This is a genomic window from Algoriphagus hitonicola, assembly GCF_900113375.1.
Lineage (GTDB): Bacteria > Bacteroidota > Bacteroidia > Cytophagales > Cyclobacteriaceae > Algoriphagus > Algoriphagus hitonicola.
The window spans coordinates 541,260-566,648 of record NZ_FOPC01000001.1 but is presented as its reverse complement, the minus strand read 5'-3'; the positions used below and the strand labels follow the sequence as shown (position 1 = coordinate 566,648).

28 protein-coding genes are annotated in these 25,389 nt (G+C 42.5%); 11 read left to right on the top strand and 17 right to left on the bottom strand.

What is annotated here, in order from left to right:
- Positions 1-145: 145 nt before the first annotated feature.
- Positions 146-547, bottom strand: coding sequence for a methylmalonyl-CoA epimerase (gene mce / locus BM043_RS02520; RefSeq protein WP_092788649.1), 402 nt, complete (start codon positions 545-547; stop codon positions 146-148).
- A gap of 91 nt (positions 548-638) precedes the next feature.
- On the opposite strand from mce, the gene BM043_RS02515 reads away from it, so the two are divergent.
- From BM043_RS02515 to BM043_RS02500, 4 genes are all read left to right on the top strand, one after another.
- Complete coding sequence (locus BM043_RS02515) at positions 639-965, top strand: HesB/IscA family protein (RefSeq protein WP_092788648.1); 327 nt, start codon at positions 639-641, stop codon at positions 963-965.
- A 127-nt stretch (positions 966-1,092) separates the two neighbouring features.
- Positions 1,093-2,187 (top strand): glycine cleavage system aminomethyltransferase GcvT, encoded by a 1,095-nt coding sequence (gene gcvT, locus BM043_RS02510; RefSeq protein WP_092788647.1) that lies wholly within the window; start codon positions 1,093-1,095, stop codon positions 2,185-2,187.
- The gene (locus BM043_RS02505) at positions 2,184-2,897 is read left to right on the top strand and encodes a 2-phosphosulfolactate phosphatase (RefSeq protein WP_092788646.1); all 714 of its coding nucleotides are present in this window, start codon (positions 2,184-2,186) and stop codon (positions 2,895-2,897) included. Before gcvT ends, BM043_RS02505 begins: the two co-directional genes overlap by 4 nt.
- Before the next feature lie 60 nt (positions 2,898-2,957).
- Positions 2,958-4,502 carry a M81 family metallopeptidase gene (locus BM043_RS02500; RefSeq protein WP_092788645.1) on the top strand — a complete coding sequence of 515 codons (1,545 nt, stop codon included), beginning with the start codon at positions 2,958-2,960 and terminating at the stop codon, positions 4,500-4,502.
- 39 nt (positions 4,503-4,541) lie between these two features.
- Here the strand turns inward: BM043_RS02500 and BM043_RS02495 are convergent, their stop codons facing one another.
- On the bottom strand, positions 4,542-4,889 hold the full coding sequence (locus BM043_RS02495) for a nucleotide pyrophosphohydrolase (protein WP_177188408.1): 348 nt from the start codon (positions 4,887-4,889) through the stop codon (positions 4,542-4,544).
- A gap of 77 nt (positions 4,890-4,966) precedes the next feature.
- Between BM043_RS02495 and BM043_RS02490 the strand changes: the two genes are divergently transcribed.
- Positions 4,967-6,007 (top strand): zinc-dependent alcohol dehydrogenase family protein, encoded by a 1,041-nt coding sequence (locus BM043_RS02490; protein ID WP_092788644.1) that lies wholly within the window; start codon positions 4,967-4,969, stop codon positions 6,005-6,007.
- Positions 6,008-6,032: 25 nt separating this feature from the next.
- On the opposite strand, the gene BM043_RS02485 is transcribed toward BM043_RS02490, so the two are convergent.
- The 7 genes from BM043_RS02485 to BM043_RS02455 form a co-directional block, all read right to left on the bottom strand.
- On the bottom strand, positions 6,033-8,117 hold the full coding sequence (locus BM043_RS02485; RefSeq protein ID WP_092788643.1) for a site-specific recombinase: 2,085 nt from the start codon (positions 8,115-8,117) through the stop codon (positions 6,033-6,035).
- 202 nt (positions 8,118-8,319) lie between these two features.
- Positions 8,320-9,813, bottom strand: coding sequence for an ATP-binding cassette domain-containing protein (locus BM043_RS02480; RefSeq protein ID WP_092788642.1), 1,494 nt, complete (start codon positions 9,811-9,813; stop codon positions 8,320-8,322).
- A 78-nt stretch (positions 9,814-9,891) separates the two neighbouring features.
- Complete coding sequence (gene dtd, locus BM043_RS02475; RefSeq protein ID WP_092788641.1) at positions 9,892-10,344, bottom strand: D-aminoacyl-tRNA deacylase; 453 nt, start codon at positions 10,342-10,344, stop codon at positions 9,892-9,894.
- 2 nt (positions 10,345-10,346) lie between these two features.
- Positions 10,347-11,069 carry a Rossmann-fold NAD(P)-binding domain-containing protein gene (locus tag BM043_RS02470; RefSeq protein ID WP_092788640.1) on the bottom strand — a complete coding sequence of 241 codons (723 nt, stop codon included), beginning with the start codon at positions 11,067-11,069 and terminating at the stop codon, positions 10,347-10,349.
- Positions 11,066-11,692 carry a thioredoxin family protein gene (locus tag BM043_RS02465; RefSeq protein WP_245752905.1) on the bottom strand — a complete coding sequence of 209 codons (627 nt, stop codon included), beginning with the start codon at positions 11,690-11,692 and terminating at the stop codon, positions 11,066-11,068. The genes BM043_RS02470 and BM043_RS02465 overlap by 4 nt, the downstream gene beginning before the upstream one ends.
- 34 nt (positions 11,693-11,726) lie before the next feature.
- A complete protein-coding gene (locus BM043_RS02460; RefSeq protein ID WP_092788639.1) occupies positions 11,727-12,140 on the bottom strand; it encodes a YkvA family protein in 414 nt (137 codons plus the stop codon).
- A 12-nt stretch (positions 12,141-12,152) separates the two neighbouring features.
- Positions 12,153-12,677, bottom strand: a complete 525-nt coding sequence (locus tag BM043_RS02455) for a DUF7935 family protein (RefSeq protein ID WP_449353814.1) — start codon at positions 12,675-12,677, stop codon at positions 12,153-12,155.
- A gap of 110 nt (positions 12,678-12,787) precedes the next feature.
- On the opposite strand from BM043_RS02455, the gene BM043_RS02450 reads away from it, so the two are divergent.
- The 3 genes from BM043_RS02450 (at position 12,788) to BM043_RS02440 (ending at position 14,286) form a co-directional block, all read left to right on the top strand.
- Positions 12,788-13,102: a HesB/IscA family protein gene (locus BM043_RS02450; RefSeq protein ID WP_092788638.1), complete on the top strand. Its 315-nt coding sequence runs from the start codon at positions 12,788-12,790 to the stop codon at positions 13,100-13,102.
- A 31-nt stretch (positions 13,103-13,133) separates the two neighbouring features.
- Complete coding sequence (locus tag BM043_RS02445) at positions 13,134-13,631, top strand: DUF6265 family protein (RefSeq protein ID WP_092788637.1); 498 nt, start codon at positions 13,134-13,136, stop codon at positions 13,629-13,631.
- A 121-nt stretch (positions 13,632-13,752) separates the two neighbouring features.
- Entirely contained in the window at positions 13,753-14,286 is a 534-nt protein-coding gene (locus tag BM043_RS02440; protein WP_092788636.1) for a DUF4136 domain-containing protein, read from the top strand.
- A 43-nt stretch (positions 14,287-14,329) separates the two neighbouring features.
- Here BM043_RS02440 and BM043_RS02435 read toward each other — a convergent pair whose 3' ends face one another.
- The 5 genes from BM043_RS02435 to BM043_RS02415 all read right to left on the bottom strand — a co-directional run bounded on the left by BM043_RS02435 (position 14,330) and on the right by BM043_RS02415 (position 17,913).
- Entirely contained in the window at positions 14,330-14,788 is a 459-nt protein-coding gene (locus BM043_RS02435) for a DUF4268 domain-containing protein (RefSeq protein WP_092788635.1), read from the bottom strand.
- Between the two features lie 3 nt (positions 14,789-14,791).
- Positions 14,792-15,538 carry a ChaN family lipoprotein gene (locus tag BM043_RS02430; protein ID WP_245752904.1) on the bottom strand — a complete coding sequence of 249 codons (747 nt, stop codon included), beginning with the start codon at positions 15,536-15,538 and terminating at the stop codon, positions 14,792-14,794.
- A 109-nt stretch (positions 15,539-15,647) separates the two neighbouring features.
- Complete coding sequence (gene folB, locus BM043_RS02425; RefSeq protein ID WP_092788633.1) at positions 15,648-16,013, bottom strand: dihydroneopterin aldolase; 366 nt, start codon at positions 16,011-16,013, stop codon at positions 15,648-15,650.
- Positions 16,013-16,996, bottom strand: coding sequence for a DivIVA domain-containing protein (locus BM043_RS02420; RefSeq protein WP_092788632.1), 984 nt, complete (start codon positions 16,994-16,996; stop codon positions 16,013-16,015). Before BM043_RS02420 ends, folB begins: the two co-directional genes overlap by 1 nt.
- Entirely contained in the window at positions 16,993-17,913 is a 921-nt protein-coding gene (locus BM043_RS02415) for a WD40 repeat domain-containing protein (RefSeq protein WP_092788631.1), read from the bottom strand. The genes BM043_RS02420 and BM043_RS02415 overlap by 4 nt, the downstream gene beginning before the upstream one ends.
- A 35-nt stretch (positions 17,914-17,948) precedes the next feature.
- On the opposite strand from BM043_RS02415, the gene BM043_RS02410 reads away from it, so the two are divergent.
- Both BM043_RS02410 and BM043_RS02405 read left to right on the top strand, forming a co-directional pair.
- Entirely contained in the window at positions 17,949-18,578 is a 630-nt protein-coding gene (locus tag BM043_RS02410) for a 4'-phosphopantetheinyl transferase family protein (RefSeq protein ID WP_092788630.1), read from the top strand.
- Between the two features lie 4 nt (positions 18,579-18,582).
- Complete coding sequence (locus tag BM043_RS02405) at positions 18,583-19,161, top strand: redoxin domain-containing protein (RefSeq protein ID WP_177188407.1); 579 nt, start codon at positions 18,583-18,585, stop codon at positions 19,159-19,161.
- Here the strand turns inward: BM043_RS02405 and BM043_RS02400 are convergent.
- The 3 genes from BM043_RS02400 to BM043_RS02390 form a co-directional block, all read right to left on the bottom strand.
- Complete coding sequence (locus tag BM043_RS02400; protein WP_092788628.1) at positions 19,158-20,000, bottom strand: transglutaminase-like domain-containing protein; 843 nt, start codon at positions 19,998-20,000, stop codon at positions 19,158-19,160. The genes BM043_RS02405 and BM043_RS02400 overlap by 4 nt on opposite strands.
- Positions 20,001-20,040: 40 nt before the next feature.
- Positions 20,041-21,663 (bottom strand): acyl-CoA carboxylase subunit beta, encoded by a 1,623-nt coding sequence (locus BM043_RS02395; protein WP_092788627.1) that lies wholly within the window; start codon positions 21,661-21,663, stop codon positions 20,041-20,043.
- 122 nt (positions 21,664-21,785) lie between these two features.
- Positions 21,786-22,586 carry an N-acetylmuramoyl-L-alanine amidase family protein gene (locus BM043_RS02390; RefSeq protein ID WP_092788626.1) on the bottom strand — a complete coding sequence of 267 codons (801 nt, stop codon included), beginning with the start codon at positions 22,584-22,586 and terminating at the stop codon, positions 21,786-21,788.
- A gap of 61 nt (positions 22,587-22,647) precedes the next feature.
- On the opposite strand from BM043_RS02390, the gene BM043_RS02385 reads away from it, so the two are divergent.
- Positions 22,648-25,374: a putative LPS assembly protein LptD gene (locus BM043_RS02385; protein WP_092788740.1), complete on the top strand. Its 2,727-nt coding sequence runs from the start codon at positions 22,648-22,650 to the stop codon at positions 25,372-25,374.
- The last annotated feature ends 15 nt before the right edge of the window (positions 25,375-25,389 follow it).

The following is a 25,389-nucleotide window of genomic DNA, read 5'->3' as shown; positions in this document are numbered from 1 at the left end:
GAAAGCCTCGGGCTGGCAATGCTGCCTACTTTTCTGACATCAGACTTTAGCCTTTTCAGCTTTCTCACTTCTGATTTCTGCAATTCCCTAATTGCCTTCGACTCCGCTCAGGCTGACCTTACTGACAACTGCTACTGCATACTGCCTACTTCCTTTCCTGACACAACTCGACCAACACCCCATGGGTGCTTCGGGGATGCAAAAATACGACTAATTTATTGTCGGCTCCTTCCTTTGGCGTTTCATTTAATATTTCAAACCCTTCGTCCTTCAATCGTGCCACCTCCGCTAGGATATCCTCTACATCAAAGGCAATGTGATGCACACCGGGGGATTTTTTCTCCAAATACTTAGCGATGGCGCTTTCGGGTTTTGTAGCCTGAAGCAGTTCTACTTTGGTTTCACCGACTTGAAAAAAAGAAGTTTCCACTGCCTCACCTGCCACAATTTCGGTTTTAAAATGGGTTTTCCCCAGGAGTTTGGCAAAAAGAGCATTGGATTCTTCCAAATCCTGAACAGCAATTCCGATATGTTCGATTTTCCTCATGTTAATAATTCGTATATTTGTAACTGAATCTTTTCAGATGGCTGTTTGTTTCCCATCTGAAATCATTAATTAGACGTAAAGATAAAAATATATGATCATCGTTTCTGACAAGGCCAAAGAGCGAATTTTGGAATTGAAAAAGGAGGAAGGCCGGGCTGAGCATGAAAACATCCGCGTTTCAGTAAAAGGTGGCGGCTGCTCCGGGTTGATGTATGATTTGGGATTTGATGGTAACACAGTAGAAAGCGACCATGTTTTTGAAGACAAAGGAGTTAAAATTATTGTAGATCGAAAAAGCTTATTGTATCTCGCAGGCACTACGTTGGAGTTTTCGGATGGGCTGAATGGAAAAGGATTTCAATTTGTCAATCCAAATGCCAGCCGAACCTGCGGCTGTGGAGAAAGTTTCTCTATTTAAGTAATATTTCTTCTTACGAAATTACAAAGGCAATCCGTTTTGGGTTGCCTTTTCTTTTTATGTAAATCTCTGTTTCAAAATTAGCTCCATTCCTTACCTTTGCCTGCGATAAAAAACGAACCCAAATATGGAAACCCCTATTAAAAATATTCCTCTAAATGATATTCATGTCGCTTTAAGTGGCAAAATGGTCCCTTTTGCGGGCTACAATATGCCTGTACGCTACAGCTCGGACAATGAAGAGCACCTTTGCGTCAGAAATGGTGTCGGGGTTTTTGATGTTTCCCACATGGGTGAGTTTTTTGTAGAAGGTCCGCAGGCTTTGGCTTTAATCCAAAAAGTGACCTCCAATGATGCTTCAAAACTTGTCATCGGGCAGGCCCAATATTCCTGTTTTCCCAATGAAAAGGGCGGAATCGTAGACGATTTGATCGTTTACAAATTCGAAGAAGAAAAATACATGCTTGTCGTCAATGCTTCAAACATAGACAAAGACTGGGCTTGGATCAATCAGCACAATACCATGGGCGCCAAACTACGAAATGCATCTGATGAGTTTTGCCTTTTTGCCGTGCAGGGTCCCAAAGCCATCGAAGCCGTGCAATCGCTGACTCCTGTCAACCTTTCGGAAGTAAAATTCTATCACTTTACGGTGGGAGAATTCGCGGGAGTCCAGGATGTAATCATCTCAGGAACAGGCTACACCGGTGCAGGTGGTTTTGAGATTTATATGAAAAATGCAGATGCAGAAAAGGTCTGGAATGCGATTTTCGAAGCAGGAAAAGATTTTGATATCAAGCCGATTGGTTTGGGCGCAAGAGATACCCTGAGAATGGAAATGGGCTATTGCCTTTATGGGAATGACATTACTGACGAAACCTCTCCTATCGAAGCCGGATTGGGTTGGATCACCAAATTCACCAAGGATTTTATCAATTCCGAAGCCCTGAAAAAGCAAAGGGAAGAAGGTGTTTCCAGAAAATTAGTCGGATTTATCATGCAGGAGCGCGGTATTCCAAGAGGACATTATCCGATCGTCGATGCTGAAGGTAATGACATCGGGGAAGTCACCTCCGGGACTCAGTCTCCATCCATGGGTGTGGGGATTGGCCTTGGATACGTCAAAACCGAATTCAGCAAGCCTGGAACGGCGATTTATATCCAAGTCAGAAATAAAAACCTGAAAGCCCAAGTCGAAAAATTGCCGCTTTTCAACCGATGAACAAAATAGAAGTTTGCTTTAGTCCGGAATTGATTCATTTGCATGAATTACAAGGTAAAATCGTGGTGGTAGTTGATATTTTTCGAGCTACCACTACGATGGTTGCGGCTTTAGCCAACGGAATAGAAGAAATCAGCACATTTGCCGATCTGGAAGAATGTAGAAGGATGAAAAGTCAAGGCTTTCTAATTGGCGGTGAACGAAACGGGCAAACAGTATCCGGATTTGACTTGGGAAATTCTCCTGTGGCTTTTATAAAAAATGAGTATTCAGGTCAAAAATTGGCGATGACCACGACCAACGGAACTTTGGCCATTTCCAAATCAGCCAACGCAGACGAAATTTTGATTGGCGCTTTCCCCAATTTATCGGCCACTATCGCCTACATACAAAAGCATAGAAAGGATGTGCTCATTCACTGCGCGGGATGGAAAGGTCGATTCAATTTGGAGGATTCACTCTATGCAGGCGCCTTGGTCAAGTCTTTGGAATCAAGCCATGAAGCTGATGAGGATGGGGCCTTGGCGATGAAATCACTTTTTGAAAAAGAAGGTCATCAACTCAAAGGATATTTAGGGCAAGCATCTCATGCCAAAAGACTCCAAAATCATGGAATCGAAGCAGATATTGATTTTTGCCTGACCTTGGACTTGTATGATATTGTGGGCAAAGTAGAGAATGAAAAAGTGAAGGCAGTTATTAAACCTTGATTTTTATCAAAGATTTCGAAAATTGCTCCTAATTTCAGTTTTCAATACATAGCCCACATTATGAAAACCTACCTAGGAATTTTCCTGATCTTGATCCTTTCTTCCTGTAACCAAGAAAAGAACCTTCCCAGAATTGCCATAGCAGGCTTGGCCATCGAATCCAGCACCTTTTCTCCAGCCCGATCTACGGCAGAATCCTTTAAAGCCAGAATCGGTCAAGACGTATTTAATTACTATCCTTTTTTAGCTGACAGCTCTGAAAACCGATCACGTGCAGAATGGTTTCCGACCTTACGCGGACATGCGATTCCAGGAGGAATGGTCACTCGGGAAGCCTACGATTCTTTGGTCAACGTAACCTTGGAATTACTGAAAGAAAATCTTCCCTACGATGGGCTTTTCTTTGACATTCATGGAGCGATGAGTGTGGAAGGATTAGATGATCCCGAAGGTGATTTTATCCAAAAAGTAAGAGAAGTAATCGGAACAGAAACGATCATCTCCACTTCCATGGATTTACACGGCAATGTATCTCAAACCTTGGCAGAACATACCGACCTGATCACTTGCTATCGAATGGCTCCCCACGAAGATGCTTTGCAGTCCAAGCAGCGGGCGGTCGAAAATCTATTGGACCGACTGGAATCAGGCAAAGGAAAACCTGCCTACAAAGCCTGGATCCCTGTTCCAATCCTTCTCCCGGGAGAAAAAACCAGTACACGGATCGAACCAGGAAAATCACTTTATGCTAAAGTGAATCCCGAAACCAAAAAAGATGGCGTAATCGATGCAGCAATCTGGATTGGTTATGCTTGGGCTGACGAACCTCGAAATCATGCAGTCGTGATGGTCACTGGTGACGATGAAAATCAGGTGAAAGAAAGTGCCGAATATTTGGCAAAAAGTTTCTGGGACGTGAGAAATGAATTTGAGTTTGTGGCGCCTGTGGCTTATTTGGATGAAAGTCTGGAAATGGCTTTAAAAAGTGAAAATAAGCCTTTCGTAATTTCCGACATGGGGGATAACCCTACGGCCGGTGGTGCGGGAGATGTCACCTGGACCTTGACTGAACTTTTAAAAAGATCTGAATTCAAAACTGAAAGTGGACCCGAATTAATCTACGCTTCGATTCCCGGGCCTGATTTGATTGAGAAGGCCAAAAATGCCGAAATTGGAGCAGAGATTTCGGGAATGGTCGGAGCGATGGTTGACGATCGATTTGCACCACCAATAGAACTGAAAGGAAAATTACTTTCGCTTGAAGAAGGCGATGATGATGCCAAAACTGAGGCTGTGGTCCAAGTGGGTTCGATCAAGGTAATCGTCACAGAAAAACGAAAACCATATCACCATGAAAGTGACTTCACCAATTTAGGTTTGAATCCACGGGAGACCGACATTTTAGTGGTCAAAATCGGTTATTTGGTTCCTGAGTTATATGATCTCCGAGGAGACTGGATTATGGCTTTGACTCCGGGAGGTGTGGATCAGGATTTGGAGCGATTGGGTTATCAGCGTATTCAGCGGCCGATGTTTCCACTAGATCCGGATATGGAAGACCCGGATTTGTCTGTGAGATGGATCAAGGCTTCTAGTAATTTATAATCAAAAGGCTGTCTCATGATCAGTTATGAGACAGCCTTTTTATTTTAGTTTTTCATTGTCCTGATGTCTGGTAGCATCTCGAATATTTTTCTTTTCCAGATTTTTGTGAAATGCCGCGGTCAAATCCACTCCAGTTTGATTGGCCAAACAAATCAAAACCCATAAAATATCAGCCATTTCATCTCCTAGCTCCTTCCCCTTATCGGTCTCCTTAAAAGATTGCTCTCCATAAGTGCGTGACATCAGTCGTGCCAACTCTCCGACTTCCTCCATCAAAATCGTCATATTCGTCAATTCATTAAAATATCGGACACCCACCGTTTTGATCCAGTGATCCACCTGTTCTTGAGCTTTTGATAGCGTCAGTTCTTCCTTATCATTTTTCATAAAATCCAATCTAATTTAAGTACAAGTAAGCAAGAAAAAGTGGAAGGGAATCGGTATTTTTCATGAAAATTAACCCAATGAAAGCACTGATTTACGAGCAGTTTCAAACACTTCCCAGCATTCAAACTGTCCCCGACCCCACTCCCGATCCAGATGGTGTGATCATCGCCGTCAAGGCCACTGGGCTTTGTCGGTCGGATTGGCACGGATGGATGGGACACGATGCGGATATTCAGCTTCCCCATGTGCCAGGACATGAGTTTGCGGGAATTGTTTCGGAAGTCGGTTCGCATGTGAAAAAATGGCGGGTGGGAGATCGGGTGACCGTTCCTTTTGTCTGCGCCTGCGGGGTTTGCCCAACTTGTCACTCGGGAAATCAGCAAATCTGTGACGATCAATCTCAACCGGGCTTCACACATTGGGGATCTTTTGCCGAATTCGTCAAAATCAACAGAGCCGACAGTAATTTGGTGGCATTGCCAGAGGAAATGAACTTTGATACCGCGGCGAGTTTGGGTTGTCGCTTTGCCACTTCTTTTCGGGCGGTAGTGGATCAAGGGAAAGTTTCTGCTGGTCAATGGGTAGCTGTATTTGGCTGCGGGGGAGTCGGGCTCTCGGCAATTATGATTACCAAAGCCGCAGGCGCAAATGTCATCGGAATAGATATTTCAGCAAAACAATTGGATTTAGCGAAATCCCTGGGAGCTGATTTTTTGATCAATTCAAAAGAAAATACAGAGGTAGCAGCAGCGATTTTGGAACTGACCAAAGGAGGAGTTCACGTTTCCTTAGACGCCTTGGGAAATAGTCGAGTGGCGTACCAATCAGTTTCTTCCCTTCGAAAAAGAGGAAAACACATTCAGGTAGGACTACTGTTGGATCGTGAAAAAGACAGTCCGATGCCGATGAATTTGGTAATTGCAAAAGAGCTGGAAATTCTCGGCAGTCACGGCATGCAGGCTTGGAGATATCCAGAGATGATGGAAATGATCAAACTGGGGAAATTAAAGCCCGAAAAGCTTATTGGCCAGGCAATTTCACTTTCTGATGCCTGTCAAGAACTGCCCGCAATGAACCGCTTCGAAAATGAAGGAATTACTATAATTAACCAATTTTAAAAATCAATAACCCCGGTGTAATTGATTAATCCTTGGTTGGTCTTACTTTCTCGGTTTCATCGTTAAGTTTAGGTCTCTCCTCGGTCTCTTTTTCCAAAATCTCAATTTCATTGGTCTTTTTGAGCTTGCTCGTACGGGGTGGAAAGAAAAACTCAGCAGGACGATATAAAAACCACACGAAAATCGTTCGGATGAGCTTTCGGGTTTCTTTAAAATTCACTCCCCTAGACTTGATCGCCACAAAAATGGCAAGTGAAAAACTGACCAGAAAATTCATCAATCCGATAAAGAATATTCCCAATATGGACATGAAAACTTGATAATCGTTAAGTCGGTCGCCGATCGAAGCTACAGCCAATCCAAAATTTCCCGAGGAGAAAGTAATGTGACGGATATCCAAGGGCAATCCTAAAATGTATCCTATCGTCCCCGTAGAACCTAAGAATATCCCGAGAAAGAAATTCCCCATCAAACTCCCGAGATTTTGATCGATGTAATTCCCAAAATTGACCATCCGGGTTTTTCCAAAAAGTTTCACTAGCAACTTGTGCTGCTGTAGGCGTTGGGGAATTTTGTTATACACACTTTTATTGTCATAATATCCCGAAATCATTCCGGATAAAAACAAGAAAACGCCTGCAATCCCTGCGTGAAAAATCGCATAACTGTTAAATGGGTGTAATTCATTGATGAGAGTCATCGCCTTGTCCGGACCCGCCACATGCTCACCCGTGTACCAATGGTAGCCAAAGGCCACAAGAAAGGCTACTGGAAAGGCGATAACCACATTCCCCACAAAGGCAATAAACTGACTTCTGGAAAGCCTCAAAATTACTTCCGCCAGATTTTCGATCGCCTTATCTTTAGGTTTGGTCACTTCATCCAGGGCAGCTGCTAATTTAGAGGCGGTCATGGCAGGCTGCTTGGTAGCCAAAGTCGAATGGGAAACATGAATCCCGATAAAACCCAAGGAATAATTCATGCTGTACAAAAATGCCTCTCCAAAGGGCGACGCCTTCATGTAATAGATGAAAACTTTGAAGATGGATAAAAACCCTACGATTAAGCCACCGCCCATGGCTTTGAAAAGCATTTTGAACCATTCTGAACCCGTATTGGCAATATAATGCTCCCCTGTTCTTCCAGCGTGTTCGGTTACCTGAAAAGCCAGTAATCGGACATTGGTATCAAAATGATCCTGAAGCGAATTTTTCTTGTTTTCAGAATAGACTAAGGTCTTTAATAATTCAATTTCAGACTCAAAATCCTCAGCCTCCTTAATCTGTACCGCCAGTTTCATCAAAGTTCGTAGGCGGTTGATATTTTGATTGATTCGATTCAGCAAATAAGTCAAGCTGATATCTGCCCCAAACCTTCGCTTATTTTTCCGGATCAAGTTTACGTAATCTGCACATTGACTGAGCATCACCAAAATCTGCTTGTAATCCGCGTTTTTATTGGTCCGGTCAAAATCCTTTTGGGTTTGGTAGGCATCCAGGTAATCGAAGATTTCCTTGTTTTGAATCACAAAAGGCGAATCGAACTCTTCCAATTCCGGTAATTTGGCCAAAATCTCAGGCTCTAAACCCATGGCCGCCACCCGCTGTGAAACAACCAGAATACTGTTTAAAAGATGGGTGGTCAATCTCGAATCCAAGTCTAGACGCTCTAATTCTACCAGATCAAATTCTTTAAATAAGGTTGCCCAAGCTTCACGGGATATTTTCTCTACCCACTTATAATCCCAACTTTGATGAAAAATCTCATTAAATGTCTCCGTGTGATCTGTTTCCCCATAGAGTCTCGGCAAAAACCAGGAATTTATCCGATCAAAAGCTTCTGTAAAAAATCCCTTTCCCGTCTGAATTCCCGAATCTGTAAATAGCTGGACAATTTGTCTGGATGAAATAAATGTTCTGAGGTAAGCCTTGAATCTGTCTTTTTCGGCTGGATGATTCCGGATATCCAAAATCAAGGCTGCCAGATTTTCCTCAGCTAATTCCAGCTTATTCTTCGGTGGACGAATTTGATCGATCAACCAGACCACCCCCTGTGGTGAGCCTAAATTATCTAATATATTTACTTTCTCAACCAACTGAGGAAAAGTCATGCGCTAAAGGTTTGAGATTTGAAAGATTTCAAATTTAAGTTTTTCTTTTTAATCTGATTTGATAATCGGTTGAATGGTTCTAATCCACTATTTAAAATTATTTGATCTTCTGTGAAGGATAATCCTAGCTTATCTGAATCTATCCATTGGATAATGAACTAGATTTTTCAAAAATTGATTAAAAAATCCACCCACTTCCATCCTAAACTAAGGAAGCCTGACCTTCCTTCAACTTTATAATCCTGTCAATTACCTCAGGTACATCTTCCTCATAGTGACTGACAAAAATCAAAGCCGGAGAATAGCGTTCGCAGACCTTGGTCACCGTATCTTTGAAAAGCTGACGCTGAATGGTATCCATTCCCTGAGAAGCCTCATCCAAGACCAACAATGCGGGCTGCTTGATCAACGCTCTTGCTAAAAGTGCCCATCGTTGTTTTTCCAACGGTAGTCTCGAAAAAAGTCGATCCGAATCTTCTGATAATTCAAAAAATTTCATCCAGCCTTTGGCAGCATCTTCTTGGCTTTCCGTCGGTTTTTTGAAAAGTCCCATCGTATCAAACAATCCCGACAAAATTACTTTCCGGCAGGTTTGGTTAGTCGGGAAAAATCGAGCAAGCTCAGGGGCCATAAATCCGACCGGCCGCTTAATGTCCCAAATGCTCTCTCCTGTTCCCCTTTTTTTTCCGAAAAGATAAATCTCCTGAGAATAGGCTTGCGGATTTTCACCAATTAAGAGTGATATCAGCGTGGACTTCCCTGAGCCATTGGGTCCTTGGAGCAGCCATTTTTCACCGGCATTGACTCGCCAATCGACTTCCTGAAGGATGCGTTTTTCTCCATACCGGATGGATACTTTTCGGAGGTCAATTAGGCAATCTTGGTTGTTTCTAGTTTCAGGTAGTAAATGATTCAAATCCCTCCAATCCCAGGCTTTTCTTAATTGACCAGCCGACTGAAAATGAAAATCATCGCGTGTCCAGATTTTTCTTATTCCATGTGAATGTAGCTCGGCAACATGGGTAATCCCCTCGGGAATTTCATCTGCAGTTGTCGTCATCAAAACATGTATTCCCGAATCGGAAATTCGCTTTAAAATACCCCCAAAATCCAGTCTCGTTTGCACATCCAAACCGGTCATCGGATGATCCATAATAAAAAGGGAAGGCTGTCGAAGTAATCCTCCCGCAATCGCCAATCTTCTACTCTCTCCATTGGATAATTTAAGCAGGGATTTATCGGCAAGATCAGTGAGCTTCATCAACTCCAGCACAGATCCTACAGTCCATTTTCCAGATTTTTGACCCGAGATCTTATTCAAATATTCTGTCACGGTATCGGACTCCTCGGACTCCGTCGCATTGAAACGCTGCTGAAAATAGAAGTTTTGTAAGTTGGATTTATTTCTAAAAACATAAGCTTGAGAAATGTAGGATATCAAGTCTCGATAGCTAGCCAATTGCTTGGTCTCTGCTTCTTTTTCCAGATAATCTGCAGCAAAATCCCTGGAAATGGCACCTTTTAAAATGACCGAATTCCCTCTAATGGTTTCAACAAAAGCAGTTTGTAAACTACCTGATTCGGCAATAATAGCCCAATGCTGACCTTTTTCCCATGAAAAAGACAAGGAATCAACTACTTGAATTCTTTTATAATGAACTTCGCATCGGTTAATATCAATCAAGCTTGAAGACATGGCTAAAGATAAAAAATTGAAGTTTTTAAATTTCTCGACGAAAACTCAAGTTCTGCAGTGCGCTGGAAAAATAAAATCTTAGATCTTATTTTTTGAATCAACTACGATCGTAACCGGACCATCATTAACCAAGGCCACTTTCATATCTGCTCCAAATTCCCCGGTACCGATTTCCTTACCCAATTCTCTTTCCAAGGCTTGAATCATTGATTCATAAAGCGGAATGGCGATATTGGGTTTGGCTGCTTTGATATAAGAAGGTCGGTTTCCTTTTTTTGTGCTGGCATGAAGCGTAAACTGAGAAATGAGAAGGATCTCCCCATTGATATCGAGAAGACTTTTGTTCATGATTTCTGCTTCATCCGGAAAGATCCGCATGTTCACGATTTTTTTGGAAAGCCAGTCAATGTCCTCCTGGGAATCAGCCTCTTCGATTCCCAGCAAAACCATCAATCCAACCCCAATCTTTGATTTAATTTTCCCATCGATTTTTACCGATGCCTCGGAAACGCGCTGAATGACTACGATCATTTTTACTTTTTGCTTAAATCCTGCAGATCCCCTGACAGATATACTTTTACTTGTTGGTTTTGAGGGTTTAGCGAAATATAAACCATGGCTTTCGCAACTTGATGATCATAAATAGGCCGGAAATTTTTAAGTAATCTCAACCAAACCAAAGGCCTCATCAGAATACTCGCAACTTGCTCCCCCAATCGGAATTCGGAACGATTTCCCAAGAGTATAGATGGTCTGACTATACTCAGTTGTGCAAAATCTAATTCTTTGAGATCCTCTTCCGTTTTTCCTTTCACCTGATTATAAAAAATACCAGATTTTGGGTCAGCCCCCATTGAGGAGACGCTCAGAAACTTACTTCCTCCCAGCTTTTTTACCCACTTGGCAAAGGTCAAAACCAAATCATGATCCACCGCATAAAAAGCTTCCTTTGATCCTGCATTTTTGATCGTGGTGCCAAGACTGCAGAAACCGAAAATCTCAGCCTTACCCGATTCAATCGCTGAAACCAAGGCCTGATATTCTCCGCCTAGGGATTGGGAGTTGATTTGATTCTGCCAATCCCAAAACTCCAATTCGGACATGTTTCCTTCCAGCTGAATCAAGTTGGCATGCTTCAATGCAAGCTTTCGCCTGCCGACACTCAGGACATAATCAAATTCCTTGTTTTTTAAAAGTTGATGCAAAAGTTGCATGCCAATTAGCCCAGATGTCCCGGCGGTAAAAGCTATTTTCATAAATCAAAAGCTTGGTAAAAGCAGGTGGAAAGTTCTGCACCCAAGGTATGATTTTTATCCCTTGCATACCAGAGATGCACCTCTTCGGTAAATTCTTTACTCGTTTTTTCTTTGGGATCAGTCTTAAACTCCCGCTGCTTTTCCATCAGATAAGCCGGCTTAGGTCCCCAAACAAAATACTCCATCTGCAATCCGGGACTCAGCGATATTAATTTAGGAATAGACCGTGCCCCATTGGTGAGGTATTGATCCATGATTCCGGGATTTTCATCCCGTAAAATCAGGCGAAGTTGAATATCCGGATTAAGGTCGGCCAGTTTGGATATATATGGAATGGTCTGAGCCGCATCTCCACACCAAGCCTCCGTAATCAACATCCAAAGCTGTGGGGGAAGTTTGCTGACCAATTCGGTCATCCGTTCATCGATACGAATGGTTTTATCCCAGCGCTTCATCCGCTGAATCGCCATTCGGGTATATTCCAGATAGGATTCGGACTGGTTCGGGCCGGTTGTTTTTCCTTCTGTAAAAAGTTTTTCGATCAAATTTTTGTATTCCGAATAGGTCATAGCTTTCGCTACCAATTCAGGACTAATTCGAATTAGCTGCACAAGTTCCTCCAAGTCTTACGTTGATTTTGGAGCTTAACAGTACAGTTTAAATCTGAGTTCGCTCCCAGTCCAAAAACTGATCGATTTCATCTTTGACCTTGGCATATACTGCCAAAACCACCGACAAGTCATCCGCAAAACCAAAAAATCCCAAGAAATCCGGAATAATATCCACCGGAGAAAGAAAATAAACCAAGGCCAATACAATCATTCCCAAAGTCGTAGAGGATAATTTATGTTGGCCACCGAAGTGCGCTTTCAGCATCCGGATAAATACGGCTACCGGTTCTATTAATTTCTGAATACGAGGATTGTGAGTCAACCCTGCCAGTTTATTTTTTACCCCAGCGATCAGTTCTCTTACCTTTCCCTCTTGTCTTGAAAGCACTTCCACTTGCCTGCCAAAAAGTGCCTTGGCACTTTCGAGTATTTCGCTTGCTTTTGAGGTGATACTACTCATGAGTTTTGGGGATTAGAAATAAATACTGATTTCTGATTTAACTTGACGAAGCGCAAAGGCAACAGCATCGTTTTTACGTTCCAAGGACTGGGTGAAAATAGCCTTTGCCAGATCCATTCCTGTCGCTTCCTTATCCAAGCTCTGTCGGCTTAAGTTAATAATAGTAGTGACTTCTTCGACTGCTCTTTTGATCGCTTCCCAGGTTTCTTCGGAGAAATACACCTGCTGGGAAAAGTTATGGCTAAACTCTTCTCTCACTTCACTTAACAGAACCGCATGCAACTCCGCAGCAGTCATTCCACTGGCATTGCTCCTCCGGACCAGATTATTAGGTGTAATCCGCTCGAGCAATAAACTAAGGCGCTCTGCGGCCTGCAAACGCACAGGAAGCACCACCTGAGTATTTTGAGTTTTAAGATCTACCAGCATTTTCTCCCGATCTTTGGAAATAAATGAGACAATCACCAGATACATCCCATACAAAACCACCCCCGCGGGGAGCAAAATCTTAAGCAAATCAATTACGTATTCCATCATTGGGTTAATTAAGCTCGAATATCCAAAATTTATCCCGTCCTAAAAACGGAAGTCTGTGTAAATTTGATTCCCATTACGAACCAATTTCCTGCCAAAAACATTCGAATAACATGCTCGTACCGATTTCCATCACTGAAAAAGCAGAAGCTGAGATCAAAAATATCATGGCCCACAAAAATATTCCCATCGAATATCATCTTCGGATAGGTGTAAGAGGAGGTGGTTGCGGGGGGATGTCCTATGCACTCGGTTTTGATAAGCCCAGAGAAGAAGACCAAAAATTTGATATCAACGGAATTCCGGTTTTGATTGAAAAGAAACATTACATGTTTTTGATGGGGATGCAGATTGATTTTTTTGAGGGAGATGAAGCGAGAGGTTTTACTTTTGTCAATCCCGAAATTCCCAAGCGTCACGATACCTGATTTTTTGTAGATTCGGTGAAACTTTGATCCGATGAAAAATCTCTTTACGACCGCTCTTCTATTTTTCTTGATTTTTCCAGCCCATGCTCAGAAGGTAAGGAATCTTTCTGAAGGGAACAGTCCCGGAAGCGCAAGGGTCGAAAATTTTTCATGGCTGGTCGGCTATTGGTCTGGTCCGGGATTGGGAGGAGAATGTGAGGAAGTATGGCTTCCGCCTGTTGATGGACATATGATCGGTACTTTTCGATTTTGGAGTGAGGGAAAATTGGTTTTCTCTGAATTTATGCATTTGATTCAGGATGGAGAAAGTGTCACCTTAAAACTTAAACACTTCAATCCCGATCTCAGTGGCTGGGAAGAAAAAGAAAAATGGACGACATTTTCCCTTATTGAGCTCGGTAAAGAAAAAGCTAAGTTTGACGGATTGACTATGGAGCGAAAAGGCGAGGAATTGGTCATTTGGGTGGATTTGGGAGAAAAAGGTGAACCCAAACTAGAAAAGTTTACCTACCGAAAAAAAGCACTTTAGGCGGATAGCCCCATAAAATCTTGTAAACCAAAGTACAAACCCTTGAAAATAAGCGTCTTTTTTAAACCAAAAAGTTAAAAATAGCGTAATAGATTTTATTCTTTACCTCAATGATTTAGCCATGAAGAACCTTCTCCTCCTTGCCCTTTCCCTTTTTGTTTTTGCCTCATGTAAAGTCTCCGACACCATTACTGCTGATGGCAGAAAAACCTCCCCTGATAAATTGGAGTACGATCTAATAAGCAAACCTATTGATCTGTCCAGTATGAAAACATTTAAATTCATCACAAAATCAGATGCCACTAACGATATTGTTCAGTTGAATAAATATTTTGAGAAAAAATTGCTGGAAAATGGTTTATCTGAAGTTGAGGAAAATCCCGAACTTTTGGTTCAAAGCGTGATCGCCTCGATTAATTATGAAAAGGAAGAACTGGGCTATAGTGGCGGTGTTGGTTTAACGGGTGACACCCCTTATTCCCCTCCTTATAAAGTGCCGGGAAAATATGGAAAAGTGATTTTCCTTATCCAAGATGCTCAAAGCAATGAAGTGCTTTGGATGGGAACGGGAACCGGCATATTAACGGCCAATGGAGTACTTAACACTAAAGTCCTAAAAAGCACCCTTGATGAATTGATCGCTGGATTGAGGTAATCACTAGAGAAAAATAAATCGTTGAATTTGGGATTGACTTTCATTAATAATTTTCAAATCCAGGCTTGACCAAATCCCAAAATTCATCTAGGGCAATAATTCTTGGCTTAAGAAAAGAGATGATATCAGGCCAGTCCTTTTCCTCCATTACATTGAGTCCTTTTTTTACCTTTTCAATTTTTGAAACAAATTGACCGAATTCATTTTCCTGATGTAGTATCCAAGTCCACTCTTCCCCGACTTCGGTTTCCAAAATCCGCTTCAGTTGCAAAAACTGGTCAAAAAACAACTCTTGAAGCTCGGTGTCGGATTGGGTGATCTCAATCCCAATCGATGCGAAACCCCGCTCGGCTTTCATCCTAAAATAGATATCTTTTACCCCGGTTTTATAATTGGGCCAATTGATCCTCCTCCCCTGGGCATTGGGAACAGGCTTCATATATTGCCCAAATTTGATCCAAAATTCCTTTCGGATTCGGGAAGTTTCGGCTTTGGAATACATGGATCAATAGGATTTGTGGGCGTCTTTGGGAAGGACAAGAATAAAATCACCTCCTAAGGCATGTTGATCATCCAAGTGCTCGAGCTGATCTTGCTCTACAGTGTGGATATTGATCATATTTTTATCCGGAAACTTCCTCTTTAAATACCAGATAATCCCCTCTCCTTCCTTGCTGTGATATGCACCATTGACATGAAAAACCTGCAAATCCTTTTCCAAAAAATCAAAAAGGGATTCCGCCATAGTCGCATCTTTTAGTGCTTGCGCTTGGATCATATAATCCGAATTACCTGGTGCTCCGTGCATCATATCTTTCATCGCTACATAGCCAGGTAGATTCATGTCCACCTCGATCGGCAGCTCCGCAAAATAGGGCTTTGCTTGTTCGCTCACCAAATCCAATGCGACTAAACCGGACCTACTCACCAAGGAAGCATATCGACGCGGCACATTGGCAGCCACAAAAGGAATATTATTTTCTTTGACAAAAAGCATGAGCGGCTTGTAATCGGTGGAGTAATTATTCCACAGTTTGGCCTCAGTTTCAAAATTCTTATCCGTGATTTTTCCCGACATCCATTCGTCGATGATCAATTGATCGTCCCGCTCAAAAAACTCAGAGGCAAAAACAAGTGCAGCATTTTTTTTGGAAAGCCCCTTCAACACCTGAAGTTGAAGCCAGTGGGCTAAACTATTATTGTGTAATTCACCAAAAAATATAACATCAGCCTTTTCAGCTTTCGTCATCATTTTATCGAACTTGATTTTCTTTCCCGAAGCATCAAATAGCTGATAAGCGACTCCTTGGCCGAAGCTCGAAAAAACAACTAAAGAAAAACAAAAGAAAACTAGAAAAAGTCTAGGCATAATCTTCTGGGTATTGAATCTGAACTGCCGAATACTTCACCAATCCTCCCAAAGCAGGTCCGTGTTTTTTGAGCGTCAGTCGGATTTGTTTAGTCTTTGGGTACGCTTCCAAAATATCACTTACTATCATATGTCCCAAATGCTCCAAGAGCTTGACTTTGACGTCCATCCGTGCTTTGATGATTTTGTACAGCTTGGAGTAGTCCACTGTAGCACTCAGCTCATCGTGAAGCATTGCCTCTTTAAAATCCGTCTCCAGTTCCAAATCCAAGGTAAAGCGATTCCCCAATATAGATTCTTCGGGGTAAGCACCATGATAGGCATGAAATTCGATTCCTTCTAAAGCTACCTTTCCCATCAGTCAAACTGATCAAAAAACGAACCCGATTGATTTTTGGAATCCTTTTTCTGTTCCGGTTCAGGATCTTTTATTTCCGATGGCTTCACCTCTACAGGTGGCTTTACTTCTTCAGGTGAAATATCCTCCGGTTCTATTTCCTCGACAGGTTCAGATAATTCCAGTTCCTCCTCATTGATTTTTTCCGTCTTTGGTGCCAAATCCGGAATACCTTCCACTTCCTGCTCTTCGGTTAACTCCACCTCTTCTAATTTCTCATTTACCTCACGGTTTTTATCCGCAGTTTTTGGTGCTTCTTCTCTGACGGGCTCAGGATCCTCTTGGTCCCTGCCTCCCGTGGCCGAGGTAAGATTGGCAATATTTACAAAAGTAAATACCTGTGAGCGACTCAGTTCATCGATTGCGCGCTGATGTGCCTTGGCATCAATTCTGGAGAAATGCGCCTCTGACAAATCAATCTGGTTAATCGTGTCTTGTGAAATCCGCTTGAGACTTTTTACCAAAGCTTCCCGCTGCTCCACGAGTCCTTCGTATGATCTTACCAAGCCAGTCATGCTTTCGCGAAGCTCCACGATGGTTTCCTTAGCCTTCAGCTCCGCTGCAGAAATAATGGTCGATGCCTGTTCTTCTGCTTTTTTCCTAGCCTCCTCCATCATTTGGTTGACATGGGCGGTGGCGTTTGTAGCGGTTTCATTCGCTTCCGAAATAATCTGATCCGCTGCCTCATTGGCTTCTTCAATAATGCTGGCACCAGTATCCTCGGCCGTTTTCAGGGTTCGAAAAAGTGAATCTTCCACATCCTTGAGACGCTTTGCTTCCGCCTCCACGTGCTGGAGTTTGCTTTTCAGTTCGAGATTTTCCTGATGAAGTTGCTCGACGACCTGGCTGACTTCATCCAGAAAAGTAGTAACTTCTTTTTTCTCGTAGCCTCGAAAGGCGGTTTCAAATGATTGCTGACGAATAGCGGCTGGTGTGATTTTCATGAATTTTGGGATTCTATAGTCCAGATGGATATGGTACGGTCATCGGAGATCGCTATCACTTGCTGCGAATAGCTACTCCAAATCACTTTATTTATCGAAGTACCGTGTCCGGCATTTCGTGCTTTATCAATAACTTTTAAGAGTTTACGCTCCTCCACATCCCATACTTTGATCGATTTGTCCATGGAGCAGGTGACTAAATATTTTCCATCCTCACGAAAGGAAAGGTAATTAATAGCAAACATATGTGCGATGATATTCTCTGCCTGTTCGTAACTCTCGGTATCCCAAAATTTCAACTGTGCATCTCTTGCACCGCTGATCAGTGTTTTTTCATCCGGAGAATATCCAAGAGCAAAAACAGAATTTTGATGCCCGTTTAGATTTGTGAGGGGTTGATATTCCTTGGCGACATCGAGGACTTTGATCGTAAAATCAGAAAGCCCCAAAGCCAGGTGTTTTTTGGTTCTTGCAAAATCCATTACCCGGATACTTTTGGAGCTCAGCTTGATGTGTCTTTTTACTGCTTTGGATTCTATATCGACTAAAACCAGTACTCCATCTCCGGTTCCGACGAGGATTTCGTCACCAATGACTTTGACATCAAATATCGCTTGATCAGTCAATTTCAGCGACCAAATTTCCTTGTTTTCCTGAAGATCAATGACGTGAATTCCCTCAAAATTATGCCCTACGATCAACCAGTTTCTTGCCGCATCCATGCCTAACGCATAGACCGAATGGGTGAGCTTTGCAATTAATTTACCGTCTTTAGGGTCATCTAGGTCCCATTCGACCACCATTCCGTCTCCCGAACCTGTGTAAAAAAATCTTGGGTCTCCTCCTTCCACCAAGGCATAGATACAATCATTATGACCTGTCAGTGTGTGCGATTTATTTACCAGAATTTTTCCCATATATTGGCTTCTTCAAAAGAGTCCCCTTTTGACCTATGCAAACAAAAATAGAAAAAATAGATTCTTCATCAGCCTTGGCTATCAAGATAATTGAAGATCAACCGGAGGAAAAGTTAGATTTCTTGAGTTTTAGAGAAAAACTATCCCTTTGTAATATTTCCCACGCTGAAAAAAGGAAAGAATGGGCCACTTCCCGTTTGGCGATCAAAGACGCTTTGGATTCCTTTGATATTCCTTATCCCGGATATTTCAAAGACGAGCATGGCAAGTCCCAATCCATGAATGGCAGGGGTTTTGTATCATTAACCCATACTGCCGGGATGGCAGCAGCTATTTTTCACCAAGACAATCCGGTAGGCATTGATATGGATTTGATTCGTGACAAAATAGTGAATATCGGATTCCGGTTTCTAGATTCCTCGGAAGTTGATTTTCTCGAAAAAGACCCCTTACATTACACGCTAGCCTGGTCAGCAAAGGAATCGATTTTCAAATGTCAGGGGAAAAGAGGTGTCTCTTTCCGGGAAAATATCCTCCTGGAGCCTTTCGAAAAAGACAGTAAAGTCATTTGGGGGAAAATCTACGGTACCGATCACGATGATCACCATTTCCAGGTTCGAAATCGCATTATGGACCAAACCGTCCTCACTTACACCATCTGGTAAAACCATGAAAACTCCATTTTTGATACTTCTTCTTTTTGTCCTGATTCCAGCTTTGGTCTGGGGTCAAGAAACAGGGTCTATCGAAAGACTGGATGCAATCACAGGAAAAAAAGTGTCCATCGGAAGCCTTCTCAAGCAAAAGGCCTTGGTTTTAATTTTTCACAGCCTGGATTGTCCATTTGCTAAAATGTATGAGGGACGGATCAAAAGTCTAAAAAGCACCTTTCAGAATCAGGGAATTGATTTTGTCCTGATCACTCCCGATACAGAAAACGACTATTCCTCTCAGCAGAACCTCAAAAACTACATTGATGATTCTGGAGTCAACATGAATTACCTGATCGACGAAGAACTGACCTTGGTCAAAAAGTGGGAAATCACCAAGGTTCCAGAAGTAATTGTGTTGGTTAAAGGTGAAGAAGATTTGGAAATCGCCTACCGAGGTGCAATCGATAATAATCCCCAAGCCGAAGCATCCGTTTCCGACAAATACCTAGAACGGGCTCTCAATCAGATTTTAAAAGGTGAAAAACCCAGTCCTGGCCAAATTCGGGCTACCGGATGTAATGTCAAGACATATTAAGCTTCCAAAATATCGATTAAGGATTTGATTTCATCCACTTTTTCGATTTCTCCCAATTTCTCAAATGAATGTCCGAGATTTCTCAGAGACCGAAGGATGATCTGTATCGAATCCGTAGGTTCGAAAAAAGAATCCTGAGGGGCAATCTTGAGATGCTCCAAATAATTGACCACATCCTGCCGTCTAAAAATCAACCCTTTATTGAAGGCATTGATATAAAAGGTAATATCATCAGAGACATAGGTCAAAACAAATAAATTGGGCAGATTGACACCATAGACTGGGAGTCCCAGCTTCTGAGCGACTAGAAGATAAATGGCGCATAATGTGATTGGATTCCCTTTTTTGGTGTCCAACACAGCCGAAATCATACTGTTGGCAGGAGAATGGAAGTTTTTGGTATTTGCCGAAAATCGCAGCGTATTAAACAGGACATTATTGATGATTCTGATCTGATCATAAGGCCCAAGATCGTTTTTGAAAGCGGTCCAAACTTCAAAGTAAATTTGGTGCATTTCAGCGTTGAGCTTTTCAAACTCCAAATCCGGATATTGATAGGTATTAATCAGCCAAAGCCCCGTAAGCAGATCCCTATCCTCACTATCCCGCCAGTTTTCCAGTCTTTTTTTCAAAAGTGTAAACTGTAAATCATGCACTAAAACTTCGATTTCCTTCTGGATCTCGGGATTAAAACTCGTTTCCCACTTCTCTTCTAAAAAAGGAATAATCTCGGTACCCAACGAAAAAATCTTGTCGCGGACATGATTTCGAACCTCGGCATCAGTATCGTCCAATAATGAAACCAAAGCATTTAACTCATTTGGATTCAGTTCGCTCATCAATTCACTATAAAGTCTAGCTTAATTTAAACAATTTTCATCAAGTTTGAATCACTCCCACATTAAACCGCTCAGTAATCGGCGCGTGATTAGCTGCCTGTATCCCCATACTGATGACTTTGCGAGTTTCCCGTGGATCGATCACTCCATCTACCCAGAGTCGTGCTGCTGCGTAATATGGACTCAACTCCTCATTGTATTTATCGGTAATCTCTTCTAGAAGCTGTTTCTCTTCTTCGGGTGAAATCACCTTTCCGGCTTTCTTCAGGGAAGAAACCTTAATCTGAAGCAATGTCTTAGCTGCAGAAGCACCTGACATGACCGCCATTTGAGCTGATGGCCAAGAATAAATCAATCTAGGATCATAGGCTTTCCCACACATGGCATAGTTTCCTGCTCCATAAGAATTCCCAATAATGAGCGTGAATTTGGGGACAACCGAATTAGCCATGGCATTGACCATTTTGGCTCCGTCCTTGATAATCCCGCCTTGTTCGGCCTTACTACCTACCATAAATCCGCTGACATCCTGTACAAATACCAATGGGATTTTTCGCTGATTGCAGTTCATGATAAATCGGGCAGCCTTGTCTGCCGAATCCGAATAAATCACCCCGCCCATTTGCATTTCACCTTTGGCAGTTTTGACGATTTTTCGCTGATTGGCTACGATTCCCACTGCCCAGCCGTCAATTCGCGCTGTGGCACAAATGAGTGTTTTACCGTAGTCTTTTTTATATTCATCCAGTTCTCCTCCATCGACGATTCCGCGGAGAATTTCATGCATATCGTAAGGTTTGACCCGCTCTTGAGGGAATTTTTGCAACAGTTCCTCTCCAGAATAAGCAGGTGACTTCGACTCAACCCGGTCAAATCCAGCTTTTTCACTTGCACCTATCTTATCAAAAATTCGCTTGATTGCATCGAGGCAATCCTGATCAGAATCGTATTTATTGTCCGTCACTCCGGAAATCTCCGAATGCGTAGTCGCACCGCCCAGAGTTTCATTGTCCACGGTCTCACCGATCGCTGCTTTGACGAGATAGGATCCTGCCAAAAAGATCGATCCGGTTTTGTCCACGATCATCGCCTCATCAGACATAATCGGAAGATAAGCTCCACCGGCCACACAGCTGCCCATGATCGCAGCTACTTGCACGATACCTAGGGCGGACATCTTTGCATTGTTTCGGAATTGTCTTCCAAAGTGTTCTTTATCGGGGAAAATTTCATTTTGCATGGGAAGAAAAACCCCGGCGCTGTCCACGAGATAGATGATCGGCAGTTTATTCTCCATGGCCACTTCCTGCGCTCGGAGATTCTTTTTGGCAGTCATGGGAAACCAGGCACCTGCTTTTACCGTCGCGTCATTGGCCACTACGACAACCATCCTACCACTGACATATCCGATACCGGTAACTACGCCTGCGGAGGGACAGCCGCCCTCTTCCTGATACATTCCATCGGCTGCAAAAGCTCCGATTTCTAAAAACTCGCTTTCCGGATCGAGCAAATACTCAATTCGTTCTCTAGCGGTTAATTTTCCTTTCTCATGTTCTTTTTCGATTCGCTTGGTACCTCCACCCAGCTTGACTTGCCGGTATTTTTCCTGTAGCGTGGTCAAAAGATCATCAAAGGGAGTTGAAGTAGCTTTTTGGCTCATGGTTACATTTTGGGTTTATCTATTTTCAAACTCCAATCTACAAAAGGAAGTTTGGTTTTGACTAAAAAGAAAGCCCTTTCCTAAACTAGAAAAGGGCTAAAGAATTGGTTTTCAAAATAAAATCATTTGGATTCAATTTGATTCTTATAATCACGTATGGATCGGAAAATGGCAGAAGCCATGTAATCTTGGCCAGTTTCGCTCATCAGAAAGCGTTCTTCATTGGAATTGGATAAAAATCCTAGCTCTACTAATACAGAAGGCATGGAAGGCGTCCAAAGCACATAAAAAGGTCCCTGCTTGACTCCGCGGCTTTTACGTCCCACTCTGTCTTTGAATTGAGTTTCGATTTGATCGGCCAAGCTTATTGAATTTTCAAAGAAAGCCTTTGACATCAAGTTAAACATCATATACGATTCTGGAGAAGCAGGATCAAAACCTTCGTAATTCTCTTTGTAATCTTCCTCCAAAAAAATCACGGAATTTTCCCGCTTGACAATATCAAAGTTGGCATCAAAATGCTTGGTTCCCATCACGAAGGTTTCGGTGCCAAATGCGGATCTGTTCGCTGCAGAATTGCTGTGGATGGAGACAAACAAATCGGCTTTGTTGTTATTGGCGATTTGGGGGCGTTCTTTTAGCGTTGGAAAGCTGTCGTCTTTTCTGGTGTAAATCACCTCCACATCGGGCATACTTTCCTCAATATATTTTCCCACCATCAGCGTGACGGCCAGATTAATATCCTTTTCTCGAGACCTAGATCCCAGATTACCAGGGTCTTTGCCACCGTGACCGGCATCTAATACGATTTTTTTCATCCGAAAAGCCGGCATCATCGTTTCATTAGGGATAAATCCTCCAAATACAAATGGGATCAATAAAATCAGACTAATAATAAATTTTTTGTTTTTGGAACGTTCCATGAGGGCAATAAAATTAACTTTACGCGAAATTTCACTCAAATTAAATAAAGCGCAAGCAGCAGTGCAGGGATTTAGACTCCTTTTATTTTGTTTTTTCACCGTTCTGATATTGCCTGAGCTGGCATTTGCTCAGCGAAGTGGTCGAGTCACGGAAAAACCCCTCAAGGCTCCCGATACCTTGGGACTGCCTCGTGTAGAAATCCCGGATACTCTCGCTATCCCTGCGGATACGCTTGCATTAAGTGATTCGACAAAAATTGTGCCCAGCAGTAGTATTACCTCAGAAATCACCTATCATGCTGAGGATAGTATTGTGGCTGATTTCCTGACCAACAAACTTTACCTGTATAAAGAGGCCTGGTTTGAGTACGGACAGATGAGGCTCGATGCTGATGTGATTGTGATCGATTGGGAAAAATCCGAACTCTATGCCACAGGTGTGACCGACAGTGTGGGGAATATCAGCGGAAATCCTTTTTTCAAAGACGGAAACCAAGTCTATGAAATCCGAAAGGAAATGCGCTATAATTTTAAGACCCAAAAAGCAATCATCAAGGATGTTGTCACCGAGCAGCAGGATGGGATTTTGAGAGGAGAAACGATCAAAAAAACCGACAACGGTGACGTTTACCTAAATCATGGGTATTATACTACCTGTAAACTGACCAAGCCACATTATCATATTTCTTCTAAAAAACTAAAATCAATTGAAGGAAAACAGATCGTATCTGGCCCCTTCAATTTGTATTTCAATGGAATCCCTACGCCTTTGGGACTTCCTTTTGGGATTATTCCCAATACTCCTGAGGAAAAAGCATCGGGAATCATTTTTCCCACTTATGGAGAAGAACAGGTTCGAGGACTCTTTTTAAGAGACTTCGGATATTATTTTGCCTTCAATGATTTCATTCATGCGCGGGTGACGGGAGATATTTATTCCAAAGGAAGCTACGGGGCCAAATCCCAAGCAGTTTACAAAAAACGATATCGATACAGTGGTGGATTCAATGTAGATTATCAAATCATCAAATCAGCCGAAACGGATGAAAATCCTCTTGACACGAAAACCTTTCGGGTGACTTGGAACCACACCCCTGAAAGTCGCGGAACCAGCCGGTTTTCTGCTTCGGTCAATGCGGGTAGCACCAGCTACTTCAATAATGTGGTCAATCCCACCAATTTTCAAAACAACATCCAATCAGATCTACAGTCCACAGTCAACTTTACCAAGCAGTTTCCAGGAACACCTTTCTCGCTTTCGTCCAGTATGCAGCACTCCCAGTCGGTCAGTACCGGAGAAGTTAAACTGAGACTTCCTACCTTGAATTTCAGTATGAATCGGCAGAATCCTTTTCAGGATGTGAAATTTGAGCCGCTAAAAACGTTTAATATTGCCTGGACTTTTGATTTCCAAAATTCCATTTCAAACCGGATTCAGACAGCCACACCGATTGATGCAGAACTCGGAGGAAACACGACTCCCGATTTGATTCCATTTACTCCGGAAAACTTCAACCTGCTTCTTCAAAATGCAAATAATGGAGCCCAGCATCGAATCCCGGTTCAGTCCACGTTCAATGTTTTCAAATATTTCACCGCTGCAGCCTCGGCTAATATCACGGAGCTTTGGTATTTGCAAAAATTGAGTTACTTCTACAATCCTGAGTCCGAACGCGTGGATCAAATCGTAGAAAACGGATTTAACCGAGTCACTTTTTACACCAGTTCATTTAACCTAAACACCAACGTCTATGGTTTTTTCAATTTCAAAAAAGGAAAAATCCAAACCATAAGACAGCACCTTCAGCCGACATTTGGCTTTAGCTACAATCCGGATTTTACAGATGATGCATTTGGTTATTTCCAGCGCGTGCAAACCAATGCCGAAGGCGATACACGACTTTACAACCGCCATCAGGGTTTTATTTACGGGGGTGCACCGGGAGGAGAAAGCCGATCATTGACCATGTCTTTGAGAAGTGTTTTGGAGGCAAAAATCAGAAATGACGAAGATACCACCGGAGAAGAAAGTACCAAAAAAATCCCTTTGCTGGAAAACTTAAGTTTAAATTCATCCTACAATTTTGCCGCTGACTCCTTCCAGCTTTCCAATATTAACATCAGCGCTAGAACCAGCTTTTTTGACCGAAAACTCTCCGTCAACTTGTCAAGTACACTGGATCCTTATGCTACTAGGACCTTTAGTACTAGCAATGGAAATGAAGTCACGAGGAGAATCAATGAATTTGCTTGGAAAAACGGTCAGGGAATCGGGGCTATCCGTAGTGCCAGGCTAAACCTGAATGCATCAATCAATCCCAGCAGCGACACCCAAAACCCCAATGAAGTCCGGGATGAGCTGACCAATCAGTTTATGCAGCAGGGTGGACAGATGAATGAATTTGTCGAAAGTCAAATCAACCAAATCGTCAATGATCCCAGCCAATACATTGACTGGAATATTCCCTGGAATATGACCGTAGGATATAATTTATCATACAACAGGCAGTCCAGCGGAAATACAAATATTTCTCAGGCCATGAACTTAAGTGGGGATGTGTCCCTGTCCGAAAAATGGAAGATTAACTTCAGTACAGGTTTGGATATTCAGGCAAAAAACATAACTCAGTCCATGATTGGAATTGCCCGGGATCTACACTGCTGGCAGATGAATGTAAACTGGGTGCCCTTTGGACGATTTACCTCGTACAATATCGATATTCGAGTGAAATCGAGTATTCTTCAGGACCTCAAAGTATCCAGAAGAAGGTCATTCTTTGATCAATAAAAAGAATGACCTTCT